The organism is Achromobacter sp. 1011811831, from assembly GCF_059760905.1.
The window spans coordinates 79,638-99,465 of sequence record NZ_JCBANG010000013.1 but is presented as its reverse complement, the minus strand read 5'-3'; the positions used below and the strand labels follow the sequence as shown (position 1 = coordinate 99,465).

26 protein-coding genes are annotated in these 19,828 nt (G+C 67.7%); 2 read left to right on the top strand and 24 right to left on the bottom strand.

The annotated features are described in order from the left end of the window. Positions 1-33: 33 nt before the first annotated feature. The 5 genes from AC6LJ9_RS07825 to petA form a co-directional block, all read right to left on the bottom strand. Entirely contained in the window at positions 34-480 is a 447-nt protein-coding gene (locus tag AC6LJ9_RS07825) for a ClpXP protease specificity-enhancing factor (RefSeq protein ID WP_103271968.1), read from the bottom strand. Positions 481-489: 9 nt separating this feature from the next. Beyond that, the gene (locus AC6LJ9_RS07820; RefSeq protein WP_006388039.1) at positions 490-1,101 is read right to left on the bottom strand and encodes a glutathione S-transferase N-terminal domain-containing protein; all 612 of its coding nucleotides are present in this window, start codon (positions 1,099-1,101) and stop codon (positions 490-492) included. A 151-nt stretch (positions 1,102-1,252) separates the two neighbouring features. Further along, on the bottom strand, positions 1,253-2,107 hold the full coding sequence (locus tag AC6LJ9_RS07815) for a cytochrome c1 (protein ID WP_498147104.1): 855 nt from the start codon (positions 2,105-2,107) through the stop codon (positions 1,253-1,255). A 23-nt stretch (positions 2,108-2,130) separates the two neighbouring features. Next, positions 2,131-3,519 (bottom strand): cytochrome b, encoded by a 1,389-nt coding sequence (locus tag AC6LJ9_RS07810; RefSeq protein WP_498147103.1) that lies wholly within the window; start codon positions 3,517-3,519, stop codon positions 2,131-2,133. A gap of 72 nt (positions 3,520-3,591) precedes the next feature. Beyond that, positions 3,592-4,236 carry a ubiquinol-cytochrome c reductase iron-sulfur subunit gene (petA, locus tag AC6LJ9_RS07805; protein WP_212313392.1) on the bottom strand — a complete coding sequence of 215 codons (645 nt, stop codon included), beginning with the start codon at positions 4,234-4,236 and terminating at the stop codon, positions 3,592-3,594. A gap of 140 nt (positions 4,237-4,376) precedes the next feature. On the opposite strand from petA, the gene mscL reads away from it, so the two are divergent. Further along, positions 4,377-4,823, top strand: a complete 447-nt coding sequence (mscL, locus tag AC6LJ9_RS07800; RefSeq protein WP_498147102.1) for a large conductance mechanosensitive channel protein MscL — start codon at positions 4,377-4,379, stop codon at positions 4,821-4,823. A gap of 142 nt (positions 4,824-4,965) precedes the next feature. Here the strand turns inward: mscL and AC6LJ9_RS07795 are convergent, their stop codons facing one another. Next, complete coding sequence (locus AC6LJ9_RS07795; protein WP_498147101.1) at positions 4,966-5,742, bottom strand: Nif3-like dinuclear metal center hexameric protein; 777 nt, start codon at positions 5,740-5,742, stop codon at positions 4,966-4,968. 19 nt (positions 5,743-5,761) lie between these two features. Between AC6LJ9_RS07795 and AC6LJ9_RS07790 the strand changes: the two genes are divergently transcribed. Continuing rightward, positions 5,762-6,925, top strand: a complete 1,164-nt coding sequence (locus AC6LJ9_RS07790) for a trypsin-like peptidase domain-containing protein (protein WP_498147100.1) — start codon at positions 5,762-5,764, stop codon at positions 6,923-6,925. A 36-nt stretch (positions 6,926-6,961) separates the two neighbouring features. On the opposite strand, the gene AC6LJ9_RS07785 is transcribed toward AC6LJ9_RS07790, so the two are convergent. The 18 genes from AC6LJ9_RS07785 to AC6LJ9_RS07700 form a co-directional block, all read right to left on the bottom strand. Continuing rightward, positions 6,962-7,345: a helix-turn-helix domain-containing protein gene (locus AC6LJ9_RS07785; protein ID WP_103271979.1), complete on the bottom strand. Its 384-nt coding sequence runs from the start codon at positions 7,343-7,345 to the stop codon at positions 6,962-6,964. Positions 7,346-7,397: 52 nt separating this feature from the next. Continuing rightward, on the bottom strand, positions 7,398-8,192 hold the full coding sequence (gene tatC / locus AC6LJ9_RS07780) for a twin-arginine translocase subunit TatC (protein WP_498147099.1): 795 nt from the start codon (positions 8,190-8,192) through the stop codon (positions 7,398-7,400). Beyond that, positions 8,189-8,779, bottom strand: a complete 591-nt coding sequence (gene tatB, locus AC6LJ9_RS07775) for a Sec-independent protein translocase protein TatB (protein ID WP_498147098.1) — start codon at positions 8,777-8,779, stop codon at positions 8,189-8,191. The genes tatC and tatB overlap by 4 nt, the downstream gene beginning before the upstream one ends. 71 nt (positions 8,780-8,850) lie before the next feature. Next, a complete protein-coding gene (gene tatA / locus AC6LJ9_RS07770; protein ID WP_088143704.1) occupies positions 8,851-9,081 on the bottom strand; it encodes a Sec-independent protein translocase subunit TatA in 231 nt (76 codons plus the stop codon). Positions 9,082-9,096: 15 nt separating this feature from the next. Continuing rightward, entirely contained in the window at positions 9,097-9,465 is a 369-nt protein-coding gene (locus AC6LJ9_RS07765; protein ID WP_212319427.1) for a histidine triad nucleotide-binding protein, read from the bottom strand. A 17-nt stretch (positions 9,466-9,482) separates the two neighbouring features. Continuing rightward, positions 9,483-9,833, bottom strand: coding sequence for a phosphoribosyl-ATP diphosphatase (locus AC6LJ9_RS07760; protein ID WP_498147097.1), 351 nt, complete (start codon positions 9,831-9,833; stop codon positions 9,483-9,485). After that, positions 9,830-10,234, bottom strand: a complete 405-nt coding sequence (gene hisI, locus AC6LJ9_RS07755) for a phosphoribosyl-AMP cyclohydrolase (RefSeq protein WP_212319425.1) — start codon at positions 10,232-10,234, stop codon at positions 9,830-9,832. The genes AC6LJ9_RS07760 and hisI overlap by 4 nt, the downstream gene beginning before the upstream one ends. Positions 10,235-10,524: 290 nt before the next feature. Next, the gene (hisF, locus tag AC6LJ9_RS07750) at positions 10,525-11,337 is read right to left on the bottom strand and encodes an imidazole glycerol phosphate synthase subunit HisF (RefSeq protein WP_212319423.1); all 813 of its coding nucleotides are present in this window, start codon (positions 11,335-11,337) and stop codon (positions 10,525-10,527) included. Then, positions 11,334-12,074 carry a 1-(5-phosphoribosyl)-5-[(5-phosphoribosylamino)methylideneamino]imidazole-4-carboxamide isomerase gene (gene hisA, locus AC6LJ9_RS07745; protein WP_498147096.1) on the bottom strand — a complete coding sequence of 247 codons (741 nt, stop codon included), beginning with the start codon at positions 12,072-12,074 and terminating at the stop codon, positions 11,334-11,336. Before hisA ends, hisF begins: the two co-directional genes overlap by 4 nt. Before the next feature lie 53 nt (positions 12,075-12,127). Further along, the gene (locus tag AC6LJ9_RS07740) at positions 12,128-12,826 is read right to left on the bottom strand and encodes an imidazole glycerol phosphate synthase subunit HisH (protein ID WP_498147095.1); all 699 of its coding nucleotides are present in this window, start codon (positions 12,824-12,826) and stop codon (positions 12,128-12,130) included. A gap of 37 nt (positions 12,827-12,863) precedes the next feature. Continuing rightward, positions 12,864-13,451: an imidazoleglycerol-phosphate dehydratase HisB gene (gene hisB / locus AC6LJ9_RS07735; protein WP_103271988.1), complete on the bottom strand. Its 588-nt coding sequence runs from the start codon at positions 13,449-13,451 to the stop codon at positions 12,864-12,866. A 12-nt stretch (positions 13,452-13,463) separates the two neighbouring features. Continuing rightward, on the bottom strand, positions 13,464-14,552 hold the full coding sequence (hisC, locus tag AC6LJ9_RS07730; protein WP_498147094.1) for a histidinol-phosphate transaminase: 1,089 nt from the start codon (positions 14,550-14,552) through the stop codon (positions 13,464-13,466). A gap of 35 nt (positions 14,553-14,587) precedes the next feature. Beyond that, the gene (gene hisD / locus AC6LJ9_RS07725; protein ID WP_498147093.1) at positions 14,588-15,892 is read right to left on the bottom strand and encodes a histidinol dehydrogenase; all 1,305 of its coding nucleotides are present in this window, start codon (positions 15,890-15,892) and stop codon (positions 14,588-14,590) included. A 50-nt stretch (positions 15,893-15,942) separates the two neighbouring features. After that, complete coding sequence (hisG, locus tag AC6LJ9_RS07720; protein WP_212319413.1) at positions 15,943-16,614, bottom strand: ATP phosphoribosyltransferase; 672 nt, start codon at positions 16,612-16,614, stop codon at positions 15,943-15,945. After that, complete coding sequence (murA, locus tag AC6LJ9_RS07715; protein ID WP_498147092.1) at positions 16,614-17,882, bottom strand: UDP-N-acetylglucosamine 1-carboxyvinyltransferase; 1,269 nt, start codon at positions 17,880-17,882, stop codon at positions 16,614-16,616. Before murA ends, hisG begins: the two co-directional genes overlap by 1 nt. Further along, positions 17,882-18,127, bottom strand: a complete 246-nt coding sequence (locus AC6LJ9_RS07710; protein ID WP_212319409.1) for a BolA family protein — start codon at positions 18,125-18,127, stop codon at positions 17,882-17,884. The genes murA and AC6LJ9_RS07710 overlap by 1 nt, the downstream gene beginning before the upstream one ends. Before the next feature lie 5 nt (positions 18,128-18,132). After that, entirely contained in the window at positions 18,133-18,945 is an 813-nt protein-coding gene (locus AC6LJ9_RS07705) for an ABC transporter permease (protein WP_103271993.1), read from the bottom strand. Beyond that, positions 18,942-19,754: an ABC transporter ATP-binding protein gene (locus tag AC6LJ9_RS07700; protein ID WP_212319407.1), complete on the bottom strand. Its 813-nt coding sequence runs from the start codon at positions 19,752-19,754 to the stop codon at positions 18,942-18,944. Before AC6LJ9_RS07700 ends, AC6LJ9_RS07705 begins: the two co-directional genes overlap by 4 nt. Between the last annotated feature and the right edge of the window lie 74 nt (positions 19,755-19,828).

The window sequence follows — 19,828 nt, the reverse complement described above, 5'->3', positions numbered from 1 at the left end:
GTCGCGGGCCGGGCCAGGCAGGCCCGGCCGGACTTACTTGACGATGGTCAGGCGCGGGCGCTTGGGCTCGTCGCCGCCAGTGTCGTCGCCGGACGGCGAGGCGGCATCGGCGGTGCCCTCTTCGGCCGGCTCGGCCGTGCCTTGCGCGCCTGCGGCCGGCGGCTCGTAGGGCTGCACTTCGAAGCCCATGCCGGCGCCGGTCTCGCGCGCGTAGATGGCGCTGACGGCGCCCACGGGAACGTAGACGTTCTCGGTCACGCCGCTGAAGCGGGCCTGGAATTCGATGAATTCGTTGCCCAGCACCAGCCGGTTGGTGGCTAGCGTGCCCACGTTCAGCGTGATCTGGCCGTCGCGCACATGGGCCATCGGCACCATGGTGTGCTCGTCGACCTGCACGGTGATGTAGGGCGTATAGCCGTTATCGGTGCACCACTCGTGCAGCGCGCGGATCAGGTACGGTTTGGTCGAAGTTTCACCCATCTGACTGCCTTAGCGACGCATGACCTTTTCCGAAGGCGTCAGCGCTTCGATGTAGGCCGGGCGCGAGAAGATGCGCTCGGCGTACTTCTGCAGCGGAGCCGCGTTCTTCGGCAGTTCGATGCCGTAGTGGTCCAGGCGCCACAGCAGCGGGGCCACGGCCACGTCCAGCATGGAGAATTCCTCGCCCAGCATGTACTTGTTCTTCAGCAGCATGGGGGCCAGCTGGGCCAGGCGGTCGCGGATGTTCTGGCGCGCGTTGGCCAGCTTCTTCTCGTCGGGCTTGGCGCTGCGGTCTTCCAGCGTCGAGACGTGAACGAACAGTTCCTTCTCGAAGTTGTAGAGGAACAGGCGGGTGCGGGCGCGCATGACCGGATCGGCCGGCATCAGCTGCGGGTGCGGGAAGCGCTCGTCGATGTACTCGTTGATGATGTTCGACTCGTACAGGACCAGGTCGCGCTCGACCAGAATGGGCACTTGACCGTACGGGTTCATCACCGAGATGTCTTCGGGCTTGTTGTACAGGTCGATGTCGCGGATCTCGAAATCCATGCCTTTCTCGAACAACACGAAGCGGCAGCGTTGCGAAAACGGACACGTGGTTCCGGAATAGAGCACCATCATGGCGATAAGTCCTTGTATAAAAAGCGAAAGGCCAGCGCCTTAATCTAGCAGGCGCTGGCCCCGATTGCCAGGCGGGACAGGCGGTACGGCCCTGTCCGCTGGTCCCGTCCCTATTTTTGTGGGGACGGAAGCACCTGGCGGGGCGTTGCGGTTAACGTACGTGCTTCCAGTAGGAGGCGTTCAGGCGCCACATTACCAGGAAGAACAACAGCAGGAACAACATGACGCCGACGCCGAGCTGCACGCGGAAGGTCTGGACGGGTTCGGACATCCAGGCCATGAACGCGGTCAGGTCGGCCACGTCGTTGTCGTATGTTGCGACTTGGGCCGGGTTGGCGGCCTTGAATTTAGCCTCAAACGTGGCGTGGCCGTGGTAATTCGCCACCGGCTCGGCCTTCACGTTTGCAAAACCTTGAGCATCGTACACCGTCGTGACCTTTTCCCAGGTCTTGGGCGCGCCTTCCTTGCCCTCGACTTCGTGCATGGCCACCGTGGTCAGCTCGCGCGGACCCTGGCGTTCCCACAGCGCGTGGGGCATGCCCACGGCCGGGAAGACCAGGTTGTTCCAGCCCGTGGCGCGCGAGGTGTCGCGGTAGAACGTACGCAGATAGGTGTAGATGTAGTCCGAACCCGAGGGGCCGGCGTTCACCGACTTGGCGCGCGCGATCACGGACAGGTCCGGCGGCGTGGTGCCAAACCACTTCTTGGCGTCCTTGGACGTCATGGCGACGTGCATCATGTCGCCGACCTTCTCGCCCGTGAACAGCAGGCTTTCCTTGATCTGCTGGTCGGTCAGGCCGATGTCCCGCAGCTTGTTGTAGCGCATCGAGGACGCGCTATGGCAGTTCAGACAGTAGTTGACGAACAGCTTGGCCCCATTTTGCAGCGAGGCGACGTCATTGACGCGGTACGGGGCTTTTTCCAGGGGGAAGCCGCCCTCCGCGGCGAAAGTGGCGGTGCACGTGAGCATCATCAGTGCCACGGCGCCAATCAGCTTCTTGATCATGGTCGGTCCGTTATCTCGTGGGCTCAGTGGGGCTGGAACGTGACGCGCTCGGGCACGGGCTTGAACGTGCCCAGGCGGCTCCAGACCGGCATCAGGAAGAAGAATGCCAGGTACAGCAGCGTGCCGATCTGCGACGTCAGGTTCAGCGGCGGGCTGGGCGGCTGCGTGCCGATGTAGCCCAGGACGAGGAAGTTGACCATGAAGATGCCGTAGATCCACTTGTGCCAGGTCGGGCGGTAGCGGATCGACTTGACCGGCGAATGGTCCAGCCACGGGAGGAAGAACAGGATGACCACGGTGCCGCCCATGGCGACCACGCCCCAGAACTTGGCGTCGATCGCGCGCAGCAGGATGGCCACGACGATCAGGATGCCGGGGACGGCGACGCGCAGGATGCCCTTCAGGTTGCTCTTGACCAGCAGCGCGATGGCGCCCAGCACGGACGCGCCCGCCAGCACCCAGGTGAACTCGTCGGTGGTGGCGCGCAGCATGGAGTAGAACGGCGTGAAGTACCAGACCGGCGCGATGTGCGGCGGCGTCTTCAGCGAGTCGGCGGGGATGAAGTTGTTGAACTCCAGGAAGTACCCGCCCATTTCCGGCGCGAAGAACACGATGGCCGCGAACACCAGCAGGAAGCCCGCCACGCCCAACAGGTCATGCACGGTGTAGAACGGGTGGAACGGGATGCCGTCCTTCGGGCGGCCGTACTTGTCCTTCGGGCCCTGCTTGATCTCGATGCCGTCCGGGTTGTTCGAGCCGACTTCGTGCAGCGCCACCAAGTGGGCGGCGACCAGGCCGACCAGCACCAGCGGGATGGCGATGACGTGGAAGGCGAAGAAGCGGTTCAGCGTGGCGTCGGACACGACGTAGTCGCCGCGGATCCAGATCGACAGCTCGGGGCCGATGAACGGGATGGCGGCGAACAGGTTCACGATCACCTGGGCGCCCCAGTAGGACATCTGGCCCCAGGGCAGCAGGTAGCCGAAGAAGGCTTCCGCCATCAGACAGAGGAAGATCGCGACGCCGAAGATCCAGACCAGTTCGCGCGGCTTGCGGTACGAACCGTAGAGCAGCCCGCGCAGCATGTGCAGGTAGACCACGACGAAGAACATCGAGGCGCCGGTCGAGTGCATGTAGCGCACCAGCCAGCCCCACGGGACTTCGCGCATGATGTATTCGACGGACTGGAACGCGCGTTCGGCGTCCGGCTTGTAATGCATGACCAGGAAGATCCCGGTCACGATCTGCAGCACCAGCACCAGCAGTGCCAGCGAGCCGAAGAAATACCAGAAGTTGAAATTCTTCGGCGCGTAGTATTCAGACAGATGGGCTTTCCAGGTGGACGTCACCGGAAAGCGCCGGTCCAGCCAGCCCAGCAGGCCTGTTGTCTCGACGGTTTTCTCGCCAGCCATGTAACGGCTCCTTCTCTCACGTGGCGTATTGTTTTACTTACGCAATTCGGGAATGAAAGCGCGACGCGGGCGTCAGGCTTTGTTGTCTTCGTCGACGCCCACGATGATGCGGGTGTCGCTCAGATACTGGTACGGCGGAACTTCGAGGTTGTCGGGCGCGGGCTTGTTCTTGTAGACGCGGCCGGCCAAGTCGAATGTGGAGCCGTGGCACGGACAGAGGAAGCCGCCCTGCCAGCTGGCGCCCAGGCCGCCGCCGCCGCCGGTTTCGAAGTGGGCGGTGGGCGAGCAGCCGAGGTGGGTACAGATGCCGACGCAGACGAAGATCTCGGGCTTGCGCGAGCGGCCTTCGTTTTCGGCGTATTTGGGCGTGAAGCCGGGGCGCTTGGAGTTCGGATCGGCCAGCAGCGCGTCCTGGGATTTCAGGCCGGCGAGCTGTTCGGGGGAGCGGTGGATGATCCACACGGGCTTGCCGCGCCATTCCACCGTCTTCATCGCGCCGACGGGAATGTCGCCGATGTCCACTTCCACGGGGGCGCCGGCGGCGCGGGCCTTTTCCGAGGGGGAAAACGTGCTGACCAGCGGCACGGCTGTTGCTACACCTGCTACGCCACCGACAGCACAGGCGGTGGTTACCCAGAAACGTCGCGAAGGATCGGGCGGCAGATTGGGATCAACCGCACCGTCATCGTCGTCATGCACCAGCGTATCCTGACTCATCTTCCTATCCTTGTTGATGCGCCCGCTCTACGAGTAGCATCACTTCTGCGGCATCGGGTTCGCGGGAAAATGTAACAACATAGCAACCGCGTATTATAGCGTCGCCCATTCTAGGGCGTATCACGAAGGGAGTGCTATTTATGAGCAAAGCGGGTGGTTTTATCAAAGAGTTCCGAGATTTCGCCGTCAAGGGCAACGCGGTCGACCTGGCCGTCGGTGTCATCATTGGCGCGGCGTTCGGCAAGATCGTCGACTCGCTGGTCAAGGACATCGTGATGCCGCTGGTCAACTTCGTGCTGGGCGGCTCGGTCGATTTCTCGAACAAGTTCCTCGTCCTCTCCATGCCTGCCGGCTATAACGGCCCGATGACCTACGCCGATCTCTCCAAGGCCGGCGCCAACGTCTTCGCCTGGGGCAACTTCGTCACCATCATCATCAACTTCGTGTTGCTGGCGTTCGTGATCTTCTGGATGGTCAAGGCCATCTACAAGGCGCGCGCCAAGTCCGAGGAAGTGCCGGCCGCGCCCGCTGCCACGCCGGAAGACGTGGCCCTGCTGCGTGAAATCCGCGATCTGTTGAAGAAATGAGCATGACCCCCCTGCGTCGCGCGCATTGCCAGGGGGCTTTCACCCAGACGTGACCCGATAGAAAAAACGCCCCTTCCCGGGGCGTTTTTCTTGCCTGCGCATCTTCGCGGCCTGGCGCCGCGGCGCGCTTGCGTCCGGGCGGTCAGACGGGGTTGTCGATGTCCACGAACTCGACCTTGATGCCGAAGCGCTCGGCCACGGCCTGTCCCAGCGCCTGGACGCCGTAGCGCTCGGTGGCATGGTGGCCCGCGCCGATGAAGCCCACGCCGGTCTCGCGCGCCAGGTGCACGGTGGATTCGGAGACCTCGCCCGTGATGTAGGCGGTGGCGCCGGCGTCCACCGCGTCGGCCAGCATGCCCTGCGCGCCGCCGGTGCACCAGGCCACGCGGCCCAGCGGCTGGCTCGGATCGCCCACCACCAGCGGCGCGCGGCCCAGGCGTTCGCGCACGCGCGCGGCCAGGTCGCCCAGCGTGGCCAGGCCGGGGGCGTCGCCCAGCCAGACGAGATTGTCCTGCCCACAGGTGCGCGGCGCGCCGTCGTCGCGCAGCGACGGCGCCAGGCCCAGCACGCGGGCCAGTTGGGCGTTGTTGCCCAGCTGCGGATGGGCGTCCAGCGGCAGGTGGTAGGCGTACAGGTTCAGGTCGTTGTTCAGCGCCAGCGCCATGCGGGTGCGGCGGGTGCCGATGATGCGGCGGTCCTCGTTGCGCCACATCCAGCCGTGATGGACCAGCACCGTGTCCGCGCCGCGCTCGACAGCCACGCGCAAGAGCGCCTCGCTGGCGGTGACTCCGGTGATAATGTGTCCGATCTCGGAACGGCCTTCCACCTGCAACCCGTTGGGGCAGTAGTCCTTGAATCGCGGGGCCTGCAGGGTGTCGTCCAGCCAGTCGGCCAGGACGCGGGAATCCACTTTTTGCATTGCTAGTCCTATCAGAAACATGCGCCGATATTGGCTGATCTTCGCTCAGGCCGTCACGGTCTGCCTGGGTATTCTATTCGTCGTCACCACCTTGCGGCCCGACCTGCTGCGGCTGGCGGGGCCTGCGGCCGCGCCGGCCGTCCAGGCCGCTGTGCCCGCCGGGCCGCCGGCGACGCGCGCCGCCGGGCTGGCGTCCTACGCCGACGGCGTGGCCCGCGCCGCGCCGGCCGTGGTCAACGTCTACACGACCAAGCTCGTGAACGTGCCGCTGATTCCCCTGCCGGACGATCCCATCCTGCGCCAGCTGTTCGGCAACATGCCCGGCGCCAGCCGCCAGCAGGCCACCACCAGCCTGGGCTCGGGCGTGATCGTGAGCCAGGACGGCTTCGTGCTGACCAATTATCACGTGGTGCAGGCGGCCGAGGCCATCGAGGTGGCGCTGGCCGATGGCCGCAAGGACAGCGCCAAGGTGGTGGGCGCCGATCCGGACACGGACCTGGCGGTGCTCAAGCTGGGCAGCCTGCGCAACCTGCCCACCGCCGTGCTGGCGCCCGACAAGGGGCTGCGCGTGGGCGACGTGGTGCTGGCGATCGGCAATCCGTTCGGCGTGGGCCAGACCACGACGCAGGGCATCGTGTCGGCGCTGGGCCGCAACGGGCTGGGCCTGAACACTTACGAACACTTCATCCAGACCGATGCGGCGATCAACCCCGGCAATTCGGGCGGCGCGCTGGTCGACGCCCAAGGCAGCCTGGTCGGCATCAATACCGCGATCTATTCGGAGTCCGGCGGCTCGATGGGCATCGGCTTCGCCACGCCCATCGACATCGCGCGCAGGGTCATGGACGAGATCGTCAAGACCGGCAAGGTCAAGCGCGGCTGGCTGGGCATCGAGCCGCAGGACATCACGCCCGAACTGGCGCGCGCGTTCCAGCTGGAGCGCGACGCCGGTGGCGTGATCATCGCCGGCGTGCTGCGCGACGGCCCGGCGGCTCGCGCCGGCCTGCGCGTGGGCGATATCGTGCAGTCGGTGAACGGCAAGCGCATGTCCAGTACCAACGGCCTGCTGGCCGAGATCGCGCAGCTGCCGACCGGCGAGCGCGCCCGGCTGGGCCTGCTGCGCGCAGGCAAGCTCAGCGAGCTGGATGTCGTGGTGGGCACGCGGCCGGGCCGGCCGCGCTAGGGATTGGCCGCGGCCGCGCTTGGCGCGCCGCAACGTCTAGTTCGCGGGCCGGCCGTCGAGCAGGATGCGGACCACGGTCAGCACCTGCTTCTTGGTGGCGTCGGGGCGGCTGCGCAACAGCGCGCAGATTTCGGTGCAATAGCCGTCGCCCGGCTGGGCGGCGTCTTGCAGCACATGCGGCGGGGCCGCGCGGTCACCGGGGCCGGAGGCGGGGGCCACGCCGTCGGTCAGCCAGACGGCGCTGGTGTCCAGCGCCTTGGCCAGGCGCAGCACCGTGCGGCGGTCGGGCCAGTAGTGGTCTCCGCGATTGAGGATGCGATGGATGCAGGACTGCGGCACGCCGGAAATGCGGGCCAGCTGGTTTTGGCTTTTGATGCCGCGCCACCGCATCAGGGCGCTCAGGCGTTGGGCTAGGGACATGAGTGCAATGTAGGATTGCAGTCATGTCCCCGCAAGGTGAAACGGTCTTACTTCAGTGGCGTTCGGTGAGGGAATCCGATGCCGGATCGTCCTCTGCGGCGCGCCTGGGCGAGACCATGCGGGCGCAGATCAGGCCGACCTCGTACAGCAGGCACAGCGGCACGGCCAGCATGAACTGGCTGACCACGTCGGGCGGCGTGACCACCGCCGCGATGATGAAGGCGCCCACCACCACGTAGCCGCGCGCGGCCTTGAGCTTGGACAGTTCGACCACGCCCATCTTGACCAGCAGCACCACGGCCACGGGCACCTCGAAGGTGATGCCGAAGGCCAGGAACATGGTCATGACGAAGCTCAGGTAGGCCTCGATGTCCGGCGCCGGCGTGATCGACTGCGGCGCGAAGGTGGCGATGAAGTGGAAGACCGTGCGGAACACCACGAAATAGCAGAACGCCATGCCGGCCAGGAACAGCACCGTGCTGGAGACGATCAGCGGCAGCGCCAGCCGCTTTTCATGGCGGTACAGGCCGGGCGCGACGAAGGCCCAGGCCTGGTACAGCACCACCGGCAGCGAGATGATGAAGGCCGCCATCATGGTGACCTTGACCGGCACCATGAAGGGCGTGATGACGCCGGTGGCGATCATGCGCGTGCCCTGCGGCAGCGAGGCCAGCATGGGCTGGGCCAGCGCGTCATAGATCGGCGAGGCGCCGGGATAGATGAACAGCACGATGAACACGCCCACGATCGCGGCGGCGGCGCGCAGCAGGCGGGAGCGCAGCTCGACCAGGTGGGAGATGAAGCTCTCCTGCTGGCCGTCTTCTTGTTGGGAGGCGTCCTGGGTCACGTTGGCGTTCCGGAGGGCGTGGCGGGCTTGGCGGTGGGCGCGGGTTCGCTGGCCGCCGGGGTGGCGGGCGCGGCGGCCTGCGCCGGCTCGGGGCCGAGGTCCAGGGCCAGATTGGGGTTCTGCGGGGGCGGCGCGATGGTGCGCGCGGGTTCGGTGGCGGGCTGAGCGGCAGGCAGCCCTGCGGCAGGCGATCCTGCGGCAGGCGACCCAGCGGCAGGCGTTGGCGCGGGCAGCGCTTCGGACGCGTCGGCGGCGGGCGCTTGCCCCGCCGGCCGGCCGTTGACCTCGCGGGCCGCCTCGTCCAGCTCGGCGCGCAGCTGCTGCACCGGTTCTTCCAGCGACGCCTGGGTTTCGTGCATCGACTTCTGCACGTCCTGGGCGGCGGTTTCCATTTCACTCTTGAACTTGCGCAGCTCATCCAGCTCGATCTCGCGCTGGATGTCGGACTTCACGTCGTTGACGTAGCGCTGCGCGCGGCCCAGCAGGTGGCCGACGGTGCGGGCCACCTTGGGCAGGCGTTCGGGGCCGATGACGATCAGGGCGACGACGCCGATCACCATCAGTTCAGTGAGGCTGACATCAAACATGCGATGGCCGCTCGGAAAGAAAGGCTGGATGGGCCGGCGTGGGCGCGGCCCGGAGGGAAAGCCGCGAGGGCTCAGGAATTGGACTTTTCCTTGGCTTGCACGTCGATGGTCTCGCCCGAGACGCGCTGCTGCGCGATGGGTTCGGCGGGCTTGTCGCCGCCGTTGGCGTCCTTCATGCCTTCCTTGAAGCCCTTGACCGCGCCGCCCAGGTCGGACCCGATGTTGCGCAGTTTCTTGGTGCCGAAGATCAGGGCCACGATGACCAGGACGACCAACCAATGCCAAATGCTAAAGCTACCCATGACGGTTTCTCCGTGTTACGCAGTGGGGGCCGCGCGTCCTTTCCAGGGCCGCGCGCCGCCAAGAATGTGGAAATGCAGATGCGGGACTTCCTGGCCGCCTTCGACGCCAGAATTGATCATGATCCGAAATCCGCCATCGGGGCCCGGGCTGCAGCCGTTCTCGGCCGCGAGCTTCGGAACCAGTGCCATCATTCTACCCAACCAGACTGCGTCCTCGCCCGTAATATCCTGCATGGATATGACATGACGTCGAGGGATCAGCAAAAGATGTACCGGCGCGGCCGGATTGATGTCGTGAAAGCACAGGAAGTCTTCGTCTTCGTAGACTTTCTTGGCCGGGATCTCGCCCGCGGCGATCTTGCAGAAGATACAGTTGGCGCTCATTTTTCCGGTTTCCGTCTTCAATCCTTGGGGCGGCTGGCCTTTTCCGCCAGGCCGGACAGCCCTTCGCGGCGCGCCAGCTCGGCCAGCACGTCCTCGGGGCGCAGCTTGAAATGGGTCAGCGCGACCAGGCAGTGGAACCACAGGTCGGCGGTCTCGCTGACGATGCGCTCCGGCACGCCGTCCTTGGCGGCCATGACCAGCTCGGTGGCTTCTTCGCCGATCTTCTTCAGGAAGGCGTCGGGCCCCTTGGCAAGCAGCTTGGCGGCGTAGGATGCCTGCGGATCGCCGCCACTCTCGGGGCGACGGGTTTCCAGGGTGTCGGCGACGCGGGCGAGCACATCGCCCGCGTTCAGTTGGGTGGCGGTCATTTGTAGATATGCTCGGGGTCTTTCAGCACCGGGTCCACGGTGACCCAGGCGGCCTCGTCGGCGCGGCCTTCCAGGCGGCGGTAGAAGCAGCTGGCGCGGCCGGTGTGGCAGGCGATGCCGCCTTCCTGGTGGATCTTCAGCAGCACCACGTCGCCATCGCAATCCAGGCGCAGTTCGTGCACCTGCTGCACATGGCCGGATTCCTCGCCCTTGCGCCACAGGCGCTGGCGCGACCGCGACCAGTACACGGCGCGGCCCGTCGCGGCCGTCTCGGCCAGCGATTCGCGGTTCATCCAGGCGACCATCATGATCTGGCCGTTCTCGGCATCCTGCGCGATGGCGGGAATCAGGCCGTCCTTGTCGAACACGACATCGGCCAGCCAGGCGGGTTCATTGCTCATGTCATCCATCCGTTGTCCTCGCGCGCCGCGTGCAGCCGGCCGATCCGGCCGGCTGGCCGCCGCGGGCGCCAGGGATCCATCATCTTACGGCAATACCTTGTTGCACGCGCGCCTGCGCCAGTTGGAGCCAAGGCGGATGGCGGCGTACAAGCCGAATCCCGTCCGCATCCTTCCTTCGAAAGACACCCCCCAAACAGCAAGCGCTACGCCACGAGCGGGGCAGCGCGGAGCCGGCTTTGCCGGTCCGCAGCTGCGCCCCTTGAGGGGAAGCGCGCAGCGCTCGGGGTGGGTCACAATCTAGTTGGGATGCCCTGCGCGGCCATGAACTGCTTGCACTCGCGGACCGTATGCTGGCCGAAGTGGAAGATGCTGGCGGCCAGCACCGCGCTGGCCCGGCCAGTGGTGACGCCGTCGGCCAGATGCTGCAGGTTGCCCACGCCGCCCGAGGCGATGACCGGCACCGGCACGGCGTCGGACACGGCGCGGGTCAGCTCCAGGTCGAAACCGGACTTGGTGCCGTCGCGGTCCATGCTGGTCAGCAGGATCTCGCCGGCGCCGTAGGCGGCCATGCGGCGGGCCCAGGCCACGGCATCCAGGCCGGTGGCCTTGCGGCCGCCGTGCGTGAACACTTCCCAGCGCGCCGGCTCGCCCGGCTGCGACACGCGGCGGGCGTCGATGGCGACCACCACGCATTGCGAGCCGTGGTAGTCGGACGCCGCGCGCACCAGTTCCGGATTGGCCACGGCGGCGCTGTTGATGCTGATCTTGTCGGCGCCGGCATTGAGCAGGCGCTGGATGTCGGACACCTGCCGCACGCCACCGCCCACGGTCAGCGGGATGAAGACCTGCGAGGCCACCTGCTCGATGATGGGCAGGATCAGGTCGCGGCCGTCGCTGGTGGCGGTGATGTCCAGGAAGGTGAGTTCGTCGGCGCCCTGCTCGTTGTAGCGGCGGGCGATCTCGACGGGGTCGCCCGCGTCGGTCAGGTTGACGAAGTTCACGCCCTTGACGACGCGGCCGGCCGTGACGTCAAGGCAGGGAATGATGCGGCGGGTCAGCGCGCTCTGCGCGGGCGCGCCGCCCTGCGTGCCGGGCGTGGTCATTTGGACAGCTCGTCGGCGCGCGCCTGGGCAGCCTGGAAGTCCAGCGTGCCTTCGTAGATGCTGCGGCCCAGGATGGCGCCTTCGACGCCCTCTTCCTCGACCGCGCACAGCGCCTCGATGTCCTGGATGCCGGCGATGCCGCCCGAGGCGTACACCGGGATGCGCACGTGCTGCGCCAGGCGCACCGTGGCTTCGACGTTCACGCCCGAGAGCATGCCGTCGCGGCCGATGTCGGTGTAGATGATGGCCTCGCAGCCGTAGTCCTCGAACTTCTTGGCCAGGTCCAGCACGTCGTGGCGGGTCAGCTTGCTCCAGCCGTCGGTGGCGATCTTGCCGTCGCGCGCGTCCAGGCCGACGATGATCTGGCCGGGGAAGGCGCCGCAGGCGTCCTGCAGGAAGCCGGGGTTCTTGACCGCGGCCGTGCCGATGATGACGTAGGAGATGCCGGCGTCGAGGTAGCGCTCGATGGTGTCGAGGTCGCGGATGCCGCCGCCGATCTGGACGGGCATCTCGTCGCCCACGGCATCCAGGATGGCCTTGATGGGGGCTTCATTGCGGGGCTTGCCCGCGATGGCGCCGTTCAGGTCGACCAGGTGCAGGCGGCGCGCGCCCTGTTCGAGCCAGCGGGTGGCCATGGCGGCGGGGTCTTCGGAGAACACCGTTGCATCGTCCAGGTCGCCCTGGCGCAGGCGCACGCAGCGCCCGTCTTTGAGATCGATGGCGGGGATCAGCAGCATGGTAGCGAAAGAAAGAGAGTTGAACGGGCTGGAGCGGCAGGCCTGAGCCTGGGTTAAGGCTGCCAGTCTACAAAATTGCGATACAGGCGCAAACCGTGCTCGGCGCTCTTTTCCGGGTGGAACTGCACCGCGAAAATGTTAGCTGCCGCCACTGCGCAGGTAAAGCCGACGCCATAATCGGTTTCACCGACGGTCAGGCCGGGATCGGCGGGATCGGCGTAATAACTATGGACGAAATAGAAGTGCGTCTCGTCGGGGATGCCGGCCCACACAGGATGAGAGCGCGTCTGGCGCACTTTGTTCCATCCCATGTGCGGCACCTTGAGCAATTCGGCGCCGGTCGGCGCGGCGCCGGCCTGGCCGGCGTCGGACGCGCAGGTCTCGCCCTCGCCCGTGACGACGGGCGCGTAGCGCGGGCCGGAGAAGCGACGCACCACGCCCGGGAAGATCCCCAGGCAGGGCGTGCCGCCTTCCTCGCTGCGGTCGAACAGCATCTGTTCGCCCACGCACACGCCCAGCAGCGGCTTGGCGCGCGCGGCGCGCTCGACCGCTTCGCGCAGGCCGGATTCGTTCAAGGTGCGCATGCAGTCGGCCATGGCGCCCTGGCCGGGGAACACGACCCGGTCGGCCGCGTCGATCTCATGGGGCTGGTTGCAGATGCGGATGTCGGCGTCGGGGGCGGCGTACTTGAGCGCGCGCGCGACGGAATGGAAGTTGCCCATCCCGTAGTCGACGATGGCGATTGTGGTCAATTCTGTCTGCCTGATGCGGTGCGGAAGATCGCGGACGTTACAGTACGCCCTTGGTGGACGGCACGATGTCGCCCATGCGCGGGTCGACCTCGATGGCCATGCGCAGGGCGCGGCCACAGGCCTTGAAGACCGTTTCGCACTGGTGGTGGGCATTGACGCCGCGCAGGTTGTCGATGTGCAGCGTGATCAGGGCGTGATTGACCAGGCCCTGGAAGAATTCGCGCGTCAGGTCCACGTCGAAGTCGCCGATGCGGGCGCGGGTGAAGGGGATGTGGTACTCCAGGCCCGGGCGGCCGGAGAAGTCCACCACCACGCGCGACAGCGCCTCGTCCAGCGGCACGTAGGCGTGGCCGTAGCGGCGCAGGCCGGCCTTGTTGCCGACCGCCTTGGCGATGGCCATGCCCAGCGTGATGCCGACGTCCTCGACGGTATGGTGCGCGTCGATGTGCAGGTCGCCTTCCGCCTTGATGTCCAGGTCGATCAGGCCGTGGCGCGCGATCTGGTCCAGCATGTGGTCCAGGAACGGCACGCCGGTGTCGATCGTCTGCTTGCCGGTGCCGTCCAGGTTGACGGCCACGCGGATGCGGGTTTCGTTGGTGTTGCGGGTGATCTCTGCGGTACGCATGTCGGGACTCGATTAACTAAGTATTTCTTGTAGCGCGGCCAGCAGGGCGGCGTTTTCGGCGGGGGCGCCAACCGAGATGCGCAGACAGTTCGCCAGCAGCGGGTGGGCGCCGGAGAAGTTGCGCACCAATATTTTGCGCGTTTTCAGGGCGAGATGCACGGCGTTGCCATCCATCTTGCCGGAAAAGCGGGCCAGGACGAAATTACCGGCGGAAGGGAAAACCCGCGTGCCCGGCAAGGCGGCCAGGGCGGCCGCCAGCGGGCCCCGGTCGGCGCGCAGCCGGGCGGCCTGCTCGTCCAGCACCGGCTTGTGGCGTAGCACGGCCAGCAGCGCGGCCTGGGTCAGCACGTCCAGGTTGTAGGGCGGGCGCACCTTGTTCAGCTCGGCGATCCAGTCGGGGCTGCCGGCCATGTAGCCGAAGCGCAGGCCCGCCAGTCCGATCTTGGACACGGTGCGCATGACCACCACGTTGGGCAGGTCCAGCACGCGCGGCATCCAGGTGCCGTCGGCGAAGGGCTGGTAGGCCTCGTCGATCACCACCAGGCCGGGCGCGGCGTCGATCACGGCCTGGACCTGTGCGGCCGGCCACAGGCCGCCGGTGGGATTGTTGGGCACGGCCAGGAACACCAGCTTGGGCTGGTGCTCGCGGATGGCGGCCAGCATGGCGGGCAGATCCAGGGACAGGTCTTCGGTCAGCGGCACGCCGACGAAGCGGGCGTGGTCGAAGCGCGCCGCCATGTCGAAATAGACGAAGGAAGGCCAGGGCGACAGCACCACGTCGCCGGGCGCGCAGCAGGCCTGGATGGCGATGTGGATCAGCTCGTCCGAGCCGTTGCCGAACAGCAGGCCGGCCGCGTCCGGCACGCCGAAGGCCGCGCGCACCGCCTGTTGCAGCGCGGACAGGTCGGCGCTGGGGTAGCGGTTCAGCGGCGTGTCGCGGACGGCGCGCGCGATGTCGTCGCGCACGGCCTCGGGCAGCTCGTACGGGCATTCCATGGCGTCCAGCTTGATGCAGCCGGTCGCCTCGGCCACCGGATAGGCGGCCAGGGCGCGGACATCGGCGCGGACGGTGGCGGCGATGCGGGCGCCGGACGGAGTCATCGGGCTTCCCTGGTCGGCGCCCGAGGCCGGCCCGCTCATGGCTGGTCCAGCCGGTACTGGGCGCTGGCGGCGTGCGCCTGCAGGCCCTCGCCCAGCGCCAGCTCGGCGGCGATGCGGCCCAGGGTCTGGGCGCCGTCGCGCGAGACCTGGATCAGGCTGGAGCGCTTCTGGAAGTCGTACACGCCCAGCGGCGAGGAAAAGCGCGCCGTGCGCGAGGTCGGCAGCACGTGGTTGGGGCCGGCGCAGTAGTCGCCCAGCGCCTCGGAGCTGTAGCGGCCCATGAAGATCGCGCCGGCGTGGCGGATCTTGGCGGTCCACTGTTCCGGGTTCTCGGTGGAGATCTCCAGGTGCTCGGGGGCGATGTCGTTGGCGATGCGGCAGGCTTCGTCCAGGTCGCGCACCTGGATCAGCGCGCCGCGGTTGGCCAGGCTGACGCGCAGGATGTCGGCGCGCGGCATGGTCGGCAGGAGGCGCGCGATGGCGGCCTCGACCTCGGCCAGGAAGGCGGCGTCGGGACAGAGCAGGATGGATTGGGCCAGCTCGTCGTGCTCGGCCTGCGAGAACAGGTCCATGGCGATCCAGTCGGCCGGCGTCTTGCCGTCGCAGATGACCAGGATCTCGCTGGGGCCGGCGATCATGTCGATGCCGACCACGCCGAACACGCGGCGCTTGGCGGCGGCCACGTAGGCGTTGCCGGGGCCGACGATCTTGTCCACGGCGGGCACGGTGGCGGTGCCGTAGGCCAGCGCGCCCACGGCCTGCGCGCCGCCGATGGCGAACACGCGGTCCACGCCGCTGATGGCGGCCGCCGCCAGCACGATGGGGTTGCGCGCGCCGTCGGGCGTGGGCGTGACCATGACCAGTTCCGGTACGCCGGCGACCTTGGCCGGGATCGCGTTCATCAGCACCGACGAGGGATAGGCGGCCTTGCCGCCCGGCACGTACAGGCCGACGCGGTCCAGCGGCGTGACCTGCTGGCCCAGCAGCGTGCCGTCGGCCTCGGTGTAGGTCCAGGTCTCGGCGCGCTGGCGCTCGTGGTAGGCGCGCACGCGGGCGGCGGCGGCCTGCAGGGCGTCGCGTTGGGCGGCCGGCAGCGCGGCCAGCGCGGCATGCCAGTCGGCCTTGGGGATCTCCAGCGCCTGGGCGCTGCCCGCCTGCACGCGGTCGAAGCGCTGCGTGTATTCCAGCAGCGCGGCGTCGCCGCGGGCGCGCACGTCGGCCAGGATGCCGGCCGCGGCGCGGTCGATGGATTCGTCCTCGGCGGCCTCGAAGGCCAGCAGCTTGGACAGGGCGGACGCGAATCCGGGATCGCGGGAGTCGAGACGATTGATCAGGGCCATGGCGTCATGGGGTCTGGCGACGGCCGCCGCGCGGGCGCGGCGGCCTGGGGTTAGGCATTGCGGGCGGCGGCCCGCTCGAAGGCGTCCAGCAGCGGCTGCAGGCGCGCGCCGCGCGTTTTCAGCGCGGCCTGGTTGACGATCAGGCGCGAGGAGATCGGCATGATGTCCTCGACCGCCACCAGATCGTTGGCGCGCAGCGTGCCGCCGGTGGAGACCAGGTCGACGATGCAGTCGGCCAGGCCGACCAGCGGCGCCAGCTCCATCGAACCATACAGCTTGATGATGTCGACGTACACGCCCTTGGACGCGAAGTGTTCACGGGCTGACTGCACGTACTTGGTGGCCACGCGCAGGCGCGCGCCCTGGTGCACGGCGGCCTCGTAGTCGAAGCCCTTGCGCACGGCCACGGCCAGGCGGCACTTGGCGATGTTCAGGTCGATGGGCTGGTACAGCCCGCCGGGCTGCTGCGCGGCATGCTCGATCAGCACGTCCTTGCCGGCGATGCCCAGGTCGGCCGCGCCGTACTGCACGTAGGTGGGCACGTCGGAGGCGCGCACGATGATCAGGCGCAGGCCGGGATCGCTGGTCGGCAGGATCAGCTTGCGCGAGCTTTCCGGATTCTCGGGCACCTCGATGCCGGCCTCGGCCAGCAGGGGCATGGTTTCCTCGAAGATCCGCCCCTTGGACAAGGCCAGGGTCAGCGGCGTGGTGGTTTCGCTCATCAAGCATTCTCCTTGCCGCTGACGCGTTGGATGTCGGCGCCCAGGGCGCGCAGTTTCAGTTCCATGCGGTCGTAGCCCCGGTCCAGGTGATAGATGCGGTCCACCAGCGTGTCGCCATCCGCGGCCAGGCCGGCGATGACCAGGCTGGCCGAGGCGCGCAGGTCGGTGGCCATGACGGTGGCGCCCGACAGCCTGGGCACGCCGCGCACGATGGCGGTGTGGCCGTCGATGTCGATGTCGGCGCCCATGCGGCGCAGTTCCTGCACGTGCATGTAGCGGTTCTCGAAGATGGTCTCGACGACCACCGAGGTGCCGTCGGCCACGGTATTCAGCGCCATCAGCTGCGCCTGCATGTCGGTGGCGAAGCCGGGATATTCGTGCGTGCGGAAGCCCACGGCCCTGGGGCGCGCGGACATGGCGCCGCGGATCCAGTCGGGGCCGGTCTCGATGGTCAGGCCGGCCTCGACCAGCTTGTCCAGCGTGGCGCCGAGGATGCCGGGATCGGTGTCGCGCAGCGTGATGTCGCCGCCGGCCGCGCCCACGGCGCACAGGAAGGTGCCGGCCTCGATGCGGTCGGAGATGACGCGGTGCTCGGCGCCGTGCAGGCGCTCGACGCCGTCGATCACGATGCGGTCGGTGCCGTGGCCCTGGATGCGGGCGCCCATCTTGATGAGCAGTTCCGCCAGGTCGACGATCTCGGGCTCGCGCGCGGCGTTTTCCAGGATGGTCCGGCCGTCCGCCAGCACCGCCGCCATGAGCAGGTTCTCGGTGCCGGTCACGGTGACCATGTCGGTGCGGATGGAAGCGCCCTTCAGGCGCTTGGCGCGCGCCACCACGAAGCCGTGCTCGATACTGATCTCGGCGCCCAGCGCGGCCAGGCCCTTGATGTGCTGATCCACCGGACGCTGGCCGATGGTGCAGCCGCCGGGCAGGCTGACGCGCGCCTCGCCGAACCGGGCCACCAGCGGGCCCAGCACCAGGATGGACGCGCGCATGGTCTTGACCAGCTCGTAGGGCGCTTCCAGGCTGTCGACCCGGTCGGCCTGCAGCGTGACCATGCCGTCATTGCCGCGCTCGGCGCGCACGCCCATGCGGGCCAGCAGGTTCAGCATGGTGCCGGTGTCGTTCAGGCGCGGCACGTTGGCCAGCGACAGCGCGTCGGCCGTCAGCAGGCTGGCGCACAGGATTGGCAGGGCCGAGTTCTTGGCGCCAGAGATCGAGATTTCCCCGTGCAGGCGGGCGCCACCGGTGATGCGCAGCTTGTCCATTATTCGCCGGCCTGCCGGTATTCGTCCGGGGTCAGCGTGCGCATCGACAGCGCGTGGATCTCGGCCTTCATGCGGTCGCCCAGGGCCGCGTAGACCAGCTGGTGGCGCTGGATCAGGCGCTTGCCCTCGAAGGCGGCGCTGACGATGACGGCGTCGAAATGCGAGCCGTCGCCCTGCACGTCCAGATGTTCACAGGGCAGGCCGTCCGCGATGTATTGGCGGACTTGCGCGGGAGTGGGAAGCATGGACTTCAGTTCCTGAGTTTGTAGCCGCTGGCCAGGAGCCGCAGCGCGTAGATCGAAAGCGCGAGGAACACCCCCGCCACCACCGCCAGGCTGCGCCACGGCGAGACGTCGGACACCGCGAAGAAGCCGTAGCGGAAGCCGTCGATGGTGTAGAAGATGGGGTTCCAGTGCGACACGCCTTGCCAGAAGGCGGGCAGCGTGTGGATGGAATAGAACACGCCGGACAGGAAGGTGGCCGGCATGATCAGGAAGTTCTGGAAGGCGGCGAGCTGGTCGAATTTCTCGGACCACAGGCCGGCGATCAGGCCCAGTACGCCCATGATGCCGCAGGCCAGCACGGCGAACACCGCCAGCCACAGCGGATGCGCGGGCACCAGCGAGACGAAGTACAGCGCCACCACCCAGACGCAAATGCCGACGGCGATGCCGCGCACCACGGCGGCCAGCACGTAGGCGGCGAAGATGTCGCGGTGCGACAGCGGCGGCAGCAGCATGAACACCAGGTTGCCGGTGATGCGGCTCTGGATCAGCGACGACGACGGATTGGCGAAGGCGTTCTGCAGCATGCTCATCATCATGAGCCCGGGGATCAGGAACGCGGTATACGGCACGCTGCCGTAGACCATGACCCGGCCTTCGAGCACGTGGGCGAACACCAGCAGGTACAGCAACGCGGTGATGACCGGCGCGGCGATGGTCTGGAAGCTGACCTTCCAGAAGCGCAGCAATTCCTTGCGCAGCAGGGTCGGAAAGCCCGAGCCCGCGTCCAGGCGGGGCTGCACCAGCGGTTGGCTGGCGGGCGCGGCGGGTTGCGTCATTGCGGGGTCCCTACGGTTTGCGGGCTGCGGACGGCGGGGGCGTCGTCCTGGTGCATGATGCGCACGAAGGCGTCTTCCAGGTCCACGCCGCCCACGCGCGCCAGCAGCGCCTGGGTGGTGTCCAGCGCCACGACGCGGCCGCCCTTGAGCATGGCGATGCGGCCGCACAGGGCCTCGGCCTCTTCCAGGTAGTGCGTGGTCAGCATGATGGTGTGGCCGGCCTTGTTCAGGCGCGAGATGAATTCCCACAGCGTGCGGCGCAGGTCCACATCGACGCCGGCGGTGGGCTCGTCCAGCACGATCACGGGCGGGCGGTGCACCAGCGCCTGCGCCACCAGCACGCGGCGCTTCATGCCGCCGGACAGCGCGCGCATGTTGGAGTTGGCCTTGTCGGCCAGCCCCAGGTTGAACAGGATCTCGTCGATCCAGTCGTCGTTCTTGCGCAGGCCGAAATAACCCGACTGGATGCGCAGCGTCTCGCGCACGGTGAAGAACGGGTCGTAGACCAGTTCCTGGGGCACCACGCCCAGCGCCCGCCGTGCCGACTTGTAGTCGGCCACGACGTCGTAGCCACAGACCGAGGCGCGGCCGGAAGTGGCGTGCGCCAGGCCGGCCAGGATGGAGATCAGCGTGGTCTTGCCGGCGCCGTTGGGACCCAGCAGGCCGAAGAACTCGCCGTGCTCGATGCGCAGGCTGACGTCGTTCAGGGCCTGGAAACCCGGGCCGGGCGCGCGGCCGAACAGCCTGCCCAGGCCGCGCGAGCGCGGCGCATAGATTTTGGATACGTTTTCGAGGCTGACTGCGGACATGGCGGCGGGGTCGGCGGTTTGCCGGGGGACCAGGGGCTGACCAGGTATGACCAGAGGGGTGACCAAGTTTGCGG

Coding starts and splice junctions, on each gene's coding strand:
- AC6LJ9_RS07790 (WP_498147100.1), top strand. CDS start 5,762: ATGCGCCGATATTGGCTGATCTTCGCTCAGGCCGTCACGGTCTGCCTG.
- AC6LJ9_RS07710 (WP_212319409.1), bottom strand. CDS start 18,127: ATGCTTCCCACTCCCGCGCAAGTCCGCCAATACATCGCGGACGGCCTG.
- hisB (WP_103271988.1), bottom strand. CDS start 13,451: ATGCGTACCGCAGAGATCACCCGCAACACCAACGAAACCCGCATCCGC.
- AC6LJ9_RS07820 (WP_006388039.1), bottom strand. CDS start 1,101: ATGATGGTGCTCTATTCCGGAACCACGTGTCCGTTTTCGCAACGCTGC.
- AC6LJ9_RS07700 (WP_212319407.1), bottom strand. CDS start 19,754: ATGTCCGCAGTCAGCCTCGAAAACGTATCCAAAATCTATGCGCCGCGC.
- hisF (WP_212319423.1), bottom strand. CDS start 11,337: ATGACCACGCCCGGCACGCAGGGCGGCGCGCCCGCGCAGAGCGCGCTG.
- mscL (WP_498147102.1), top strand. CDS start 4,377: ATGAGCAAAGCGGGTGGTTTTATCAAAGAGTTCCGAGATTTCGCCGTC.
- AC6LJ9_RS07815 (WP_498147104.1), bottom strand. CDS start 2,107: ATGATCAAGAAGCTGATTGGCGCCGTGGCACTGATGATGCTCACGTGC.
- tatA (WP_088143704.1), bottom strand. CDS start 9,081: ATGGGTAGCTTTAGCATTTGGCATTGGTTGGTCGTCCTGGTCATCGTG.
- tatB (WP_498147098.1), bottom strand. CDS start 8,779: ATGTTTGATGTCAGCCTCACTGAACTGATGGTGATCGGCGTCGTCGCC.
- hisG (WP_212319413.1), bottom strand. CDS start 16,614: ATGAGCGAAACCACCACGCCGCTGACCCTGGCCTTGTCCAAGGGGCGG.
- AC6LJ9_RS07825 (WP_103271968.1), bottom strand. CDS start 480: ATGGGTGAAACTTCGACCAAACCGTACCTGATCCGCGCGCTGCACGAG.
- AC6LJ9_RS07760 (WP_498147097.1), bottom strand. CDS start 9,833: ATGACCGCCACCCAACTGAACGCGGGCGATGTGCTCGCCCGCGTCGCC.
- hisI (WP_212319425.1), bottom strand. CDS start 10,234: ATGAGCAATGAACCCGCCTGGCTGGCCGATGTCGTGTTCGACAAGGAC.
- AC6LJ9_RS07705 (WP_103271993.1), bottom strand. CDS start 18,945: ATGACGCAACCCGCCGCGCCCGCCAGCCAACCGCTGGTGCAGCCCCGC.
- hisC (WP_498147094.1), bottom strand. CDS start 14,552: ATGACTCCGTCCGGCGCCCGCATCGCCGCCACCGTCCGCGCCGATGTC.
- AC6LJ9_RS07765 (WP_212319427.1), bottom strand. CDS start 9,465: ATGAGCGCCAACTGTATCTTCTGCAAGATCGCCGCGGGCGAGATCCCG.
- murA (WP_498147092.1), bottom strand. CDS start 17,882: ATGGACAAGCTGCGCATCACCGGTGGCGCCCGCCTGCACGGGGAAATC.
- hisA (WP_498147096.1), bottom strand. CDS start 12,074: ATGCTGCTGATCCCCGCCATCGATCTCAAAGACGGGCGCTGCGTGCGC.
- AC6LJ9_RS07810 (WP_498147103.1), bottom strand. CDS start 3,519: ATGGCTGGCGAGAAAACCGTCGAGACAACAGGCCTGCTGGGCTGGCTG.
- petA (WP_212313392.1), bottom strand. CDS start 4,236: ATGAGTCAGGATACGCTGGTGCATGACGACGATGACGGTGCGGTTGAT.
- AC6LJ9_RS07795 (WP_498147101.1), bottom strand. CDS start 5,742: ATGCAAAAAGTGGATTCCCGCGTCCTGGCCGACTGGCTGGACGACACC.
- hisD (WP_498147093.1), bottom strand. CDS start 15,892: ATGGCCCTGATCAATCGTCTCGACTCCCGCGATCCCGGATTCGCGTCC.
- AC6LJ9_RS07785 (WP_103271979.1), bottom strand. CDS start 7,345: ATGTCCCTAGCCCAACGCCTGAGCGCCCTGATGCGGTGGCGCGGCATC.